The sequence below is a fragment of the Clostridium sp. UBA5119 genome (assembly GCF_002414285.1).
Taxonomy (GTDB): domain Bacteria; phylum Bacillota; class Clostridia; order Clostridiales; family Clostridiaceae; genus Clostridium_J; species Clostridium_J sulfidigenes.
In genome coordinates this window covers 53,105-57,913 of the sequence record NZ_DHYX01000103.1, presented here as the reverse complement: position 1 = coordinate 57,913, position 4,809 = coordinate 53,105, and the positions used below count along the sequence as shown (strand labels likewise).

The following is a 4,809-nucleotide window of genomic DNA, read 5'->3' as shown; positions in this document are numbered from 1 at the left end:
CTTAACTTAATGACATTGAGTCTGTACCCATCTTTTATTTATTTCTTAACTTAATGACATTGAGTCTGTACCCATCTTTTATTTATGTTATCTTTTCATATTATTCTTAGCTTCAGAAATTTTTTCTTTAATCTTTCCTGAAGTTTCAGAGAAGATTTCTTTTAGTTCATGGGTTACTTCTGTAGCTTTCTTTGCAGTTGTTTCCATGGTACTCTTTACAATTTTATTAACTACTTCTACAGTTCCATCTTCTTTAATTATATCTATTTCTAAATCAATAAATACTGCAGTAGCAGCTCCTAAAACTATTAAAACTGGTTGCAATAATAATGCTATACCCACCATAATTCCTGCATTTACAGGAATATTCACTAGGATAGAATCATCCTTTCTGATGATAATTCTAGAAACATTACCAGCATTTATCAGCTCTTTTATATAGGTTACAAATTCACTTTGAGAAATTTTCTCATTGAAATTTCTATTATCCTTTTGTTTTTCTCTTTCACAGTGAATTAGCGCTTCTATTAAGTCCCCATTGAATCTTTCTAATAAGTCTTCAGCTTCTTCTTCAGATAGATTAGCTCTTTCTTTTAATATATTTATCTTTTTTAATGTAGCTTCATCCATAAATATTTCCTCCCTAGCGATATTTAATACTTAAGTATATTATACCACTTATATACTAAAACTTTTTAAGTAAGGATAGGCTATTAGGTTTTTTTCTATAATTTAGACTTATAAATGTTTCTAGGATTTTTCCTATTTGTTCCTTTGTATTCATATCTAAATTAAGTCTTCCTACCTTCTCCAGCTCTACTTTACTTAGAAACTTTAATCCATTATATGTGGCGGCAGATACTTTCGTACCATATTGTTTTTCACATTGGTTACAAATTCCACCATAGAACTGAAAAGAAATATAGTCTGTGGTATTTATCTTATTTCCACATAGGGCACAGTTTTCTAAAGATATACCATAGCCTGTAGCCTTTAAAACCTTAACTTCAAAGGCTCTTGCTAAAAGGTCTAAGTCTATAGCCTTATTTCTCATAAGATAAAAACATTTCACTAAATCTATAAATATGGGATGACTCTCACCTTCTTCTATGGCAATATCTATGAGTTCATTAAAATAAGAACCATATATTAAGGTGTCATAGTCATTTAATATATCCTGAAAGGAATCTATAATTCTCCCTTCATTTAAGGTGTATAAAGTTCTTCCTTTATATAGTACATACTCACCAAAGGAGAAAGGTAGGGTATTTGAAAAATTTTTATTTTTACTTTTTCTAGCTCCCTTTGCAATTACAGTTACCTTTCCAAATTCCTCTGTAAATATCCATAGCAATTTATCATTTTCTTTGTATTCTTGGGTTTTTAAAACTATCCCTCTAGTCTTGATAGTATTCAATGAATAACACCTGCAATTCTACTTATAACCAAGTTCCTTTAATACAAATGCACTATCTCTCCACTCTGATTTAACCTTAACCCAAATCTTTAGGTTTACTTTACACCCTAGGAACTTTTCAATATCTTGTCTTGCATAGGTAGATATCTTCTTCATCATAGCTCCATTCTTACCAATTATTATACCCTTGTGTGAGTTCTTCTCACATAGCATATTTGCCTCAATAAGATAACTTCCATTTTCATTCTTCTTCATGGTTAAAATTTCTACAGCAATACCATGAGGTACTTCTTGAGATAAAAGTCTTAGGGCTTTTTCTCTTATGGTCTCCATTACTATAAATCTTTCTTGCTGATCTGTTATCATGTCTTCTGGGTAATACATAGGTCCCTCTGGTAACTGATCAACTACTAATTCTAATAATTTTTCGGTGTTCTTTCCGTTAATAGCTGAAATAGGTATTATTTCTTTAAAATCTAAAACTTTAGTGTATTCTTCTAGAGTTTTAGCTACTCTATCAGCAGGGTTTTCATCTATTTTATTTACCACTAAAAATACTTTAGTATTGCACTGCTTTAGTTGTTCTAAAATATGAAGGTCTGCCTTGTTTATCTCCCCTTCTGGTGTTGTTAAAAATAGCACCACATCCACATCCTGCATGGAATCTTTAGCTATCTTAACCATGTACTCACCTAACTTATGTTTAGGTTTATGCATACCTGGTGTGTCTACAAATACTATTTGAAAGTTATCTCTTGTAAGTATTGTTTGTATATTGTTTCTTGTAGTTTGTGGTCTACTTGATACTATAGATAATTTCTCTCCCATTAAATAATTTAAAAGGGTTGATTTACCCACATTTGGTCTTCCTATTATAGTTATAAATCCTGATTTAAACATATATCTCTCCTTATTTAAGTAAGTCCTCTTTAGTAAAAGCTCCTGGTAGTATTTCTTCTAAGGTTTTTACTATATACTCATCTTGATTTTTAATTAATACTATTTCTATATCTTTAGCAGCAAACTCAGCAATAACCTGTCTACATATTCCACATGGAGCTGTATATGTTGACATATCTCCTACTATGGCAATTTTTTTCATTATAGAATGCCCTTCAGATACAGCTTTAAATATAGCTGTTCTTTCAGCACAGTTAGTAGCACCATAAGAAGCATTTTCTATGTTACAGCCTGTAAATACACTGCCATCTTCCATTTCAATTGCTGCTCCAACTTTAAACTTAGAATATGGCACATAAGCTTTTTCTCTAGCCTCTATAGCAAGTTTTACCAATTCTTTTATCTCCATTTTATCTTCCTCCAACCTAATTACTCANNAGTTTAAAATAATCACACATTTCTTTCGTTAATTTACCTTCTTAGTTATATTAGTTTACCATAGAATACGAATTTTATCACATAATTTTTATTGCTTATATTTTATTTAGCTTGTTTATTTAATAGTATTTAAAATATCTACTTTACCTAAAAGCTCATTTTAGTAAATTAACGATACGAAAGGTATGAGGATCAATAATATAAGTACATGGTCAACATTAATACTGTAATTATCCAATAAGCTGATATAACAGTAGAGTTAGTAAGGATCCAAAGGCTCCTCCAAGGACTACTTCAAGAATGGAGTGTACATTAGAATCTACTCTGCTTTGGGCTACTATGAAGGCTAATAAAAATGCCAATATCATTATTAGTGGCTCTGTGGTTAATAGTGTAATGGTAGTTGCCACAGCAAAGGCTATGGAACTATGACCGCTTGGCATTCCACCTCTTAAAGGTGTACCTTCATCATATACAGCCTTTACTACTACAGTGGCAATACTAACTATTACTAACATTAAAAATATCATGTGAGGGTCAGAATTTTTAATTTTTAAAAGAATAATTATAGAAAAAGGTAGAACTTTATCACCAAAAATTATATAGGCTACTAAAACTGCATTTATTGCAGTGACTAATACTGCTCCTGCAGCTACATTTTTCGCAATCTTTGCCAGAGGATGATAAAAGTTGGTAGTAGCATCTATGGCACATTCCACTGCTGTATTTATCATCTCTGCAACCACAACCATTGTTATTGTAATGGCAATTACCAAAAGTTCCATCTTTGTCATGTCAAAGAAAAAACAAGCTGTTAGTATTAACATAGCTATTATCATATGTATTCTCATATTTCTTTGAGTTCGTATTGAATAAATTATTCCCTCTATAGCATAGTTAAAACTATCCACTAGCTTCTTCACCTTCATAAATAACCCCACCTTAATTAAAGCTGATATAACCTATATACTCTATTATCTTTCAATGTTAAACTCACTTAGAATTTCTTCTTCTCTAGCTCTCATTATTACCTTATCATCATCTTCCATGTGATCATATCCAAGCAAGTGAAGAATGGAGTGAGTTACTAGGTAGCACACTTCTCTTATAAAGGAGTGTCCAAACTCTTCACTCTGCTCCTTTGCTCTCTCTAAGGATAATACAATATCTCCAAGGACTAAATTCCCTTCATTTAAATCAATAATTGAAAATTCATGATCTAAATAACACTCCTTGAATACTTTTTTTTCATCATAGTCTAGCATGGGAAAAGATAGTATATCTGTAGCCCTATCTATCCCTCTTGTATCTGAATTTATTTCTCTTATGGTTTCATTATCCACAAAAATTAGACTTACTTCATAGGGAATCAGCACCTTTTCCTCTTTTAAAGCATAATCTATAATTTCTTTAATGTTTTCTTCTAAGTCTTTTTCAACGGAAATAAGACTTTGCCTATTGTCTATATAAATCATATTCTATCTCCTATTTATCCTATATCTGCTTTTCTTTTTCAACTTCTTTAGTTTGTATAACTACTTCTGGCTCTTTTAACTTAAACTGTTCTTCCTTAGTTGATACCACTTCTTTATCTTCTTCAAGGTTTTTTTCATTGTTTTCTTTTGTTAAATTAATCTTGTCTTTAGGATATTCTATTCTTTCATGGTAAATTCCAGATAGAACCTTTAGAAAACTCTCTCTTATTTTCTCTAAATCTTTAAAGGTTAAGTCAGAGTTGACAAACTGATTTTCATCAATTCTACTCTTAATTATATTATTTACCATTTCTTCTATCTTCTTTTTATTAGGCTTATTAATGGACCTTACAGAGGCTTCAACCCCATCTGCTAACATTATAATAGTAGATTCCTTTGATCTTGGTGGTGGTCCGCCATATCTATAATCTGCCTCATTTACCTCATCGGGATTCTCACTTTTGTTTCTCATAGTTATATAAAAATACTTAGCGAGGGAATCTCCATGATGCTCTCTCACAACATCAGTGATGCCTTCAGGTAAGTTATATTTTTCTGCTAATTTAACCCCATCTTCCA

At 31.2% G+C, this 4,809-nt stretch carries 6 protein-coding genes and 1 pseudogene; all 7 read right to left on the bottom strand.

The window, feature by feature from the left end:
- Nucleotides 1-87 precede the first annotated feature (87 nt).
- Entirely contained in the window at nt 88-630 is a 543-nt protein-coding gene (locus B2671_RS16095) for a DUF4342 domain-containing protein (RefSeq protein WP_346871311.1), read from the bottom strand.
- A 55-nt stretch (nt 631-685) separates the two neighbouring features.
- On the bottom strand, nt 686-1,417 hold the full coding sequence (recO, locus tag B2671_RS16090; protein ID WP_346871310.1) for a DNA repair protein RecO: 732 nt from the start codon (nt 1,415-1,417) through the stop codon (nt 686-688).
- Nucleotides 1,418-1,435: 18 nt separating this feature from the next.
- Nucleotides 1,436-2,317, bottom strand: coding sequence for a GTPase Era (gene era, locus B2671_RS16085; RefSeq protein ID WP_035128906.1), 882 nt, complete (start codon nt 2,315-2,317; stop codon nt 1,436-1,438).
- 10 nt (nt 2,318-2,327) lie between these two features.
- The gene (locus B2671_RS16080; protein WP_346871309.1) at nt 2,328-2,726 is read right to left on the bottom strand and encodes a cytidine deaminase; all 399 of its coding nucleotides are present in this window, start codon (nt 2,724-2,726) and stop codon (nt 2,328-2,330) included.
- Between the two features lie 259 nt (nt 2,727-2,985).
- Nucleotides 2,986-3,684 (bottom strand): diacylglycerol kinase, encoded by a 699-nt coding sequence (locus B2671_RS16075; protein ID WP_035128900.1) that lies wholly within the window; start codon nt 3,682-3,684, stop codon nt 2,986-2,988.
- 45 nt (nt 3,685-3,729) lie between these two features.
- Nucleotides 3,730-4,230, bottom strand: a complete 501-nt coding sequence (gene ybeY, locus B2671_RS16070) for an rRNA maturation RNase YbeY (protein ID WP_346871308.1) — start codon at nt 4,228-4,230, stop codon at nt 3,730-3,732.
- Nucleotides 4,231-4,249: 19 nt separating this feature from the next.
- Nucleotides 4,250-4,809: pseudogene (locus tag B2671_RS16065) on the bottom strand (hypothetical protein); the annotation flags it as partial.

Excerpts from the sequence above, each read along its gene's own strand:
- B2671_RS16095 (WP_346871311.1), bottom strand. The coding sequence starts at position 630 with ATGGATGAAGCTACATTAAAAAAGATAAATATATTAAAAGAAAGAGCT.
- era (WP_035128906.1), bottom strand. The coding sequence starts at position 2,317 with ATGTTTAAATCAGGATTTATAACTATAATAGGAAGACCAAATGTGGGT.
- B2671_RS16080 (WP_346871309.1), bottom strand. The coding sequence starts at position 2,726 with ATGGAGATAAAAGAATTGGTAAAACTTGCTATAGAGGCTAGAGAAAAA.
- B2671_RS16075 (WP_035128900.1), bottom strand. The coding sequence starts at position 3,684 with ATGAAGGTGAAGAAGCTAGTGGATAGTTTTAACTATGCTATAGAGGGA.
- ybeY (WP_346871308.1), bottom strand. The coding sequence starts at position 4,230 with ATGATTTATATAGACAATAGGCAAAGTCTTATTTCCGTTGAAAAAGAC.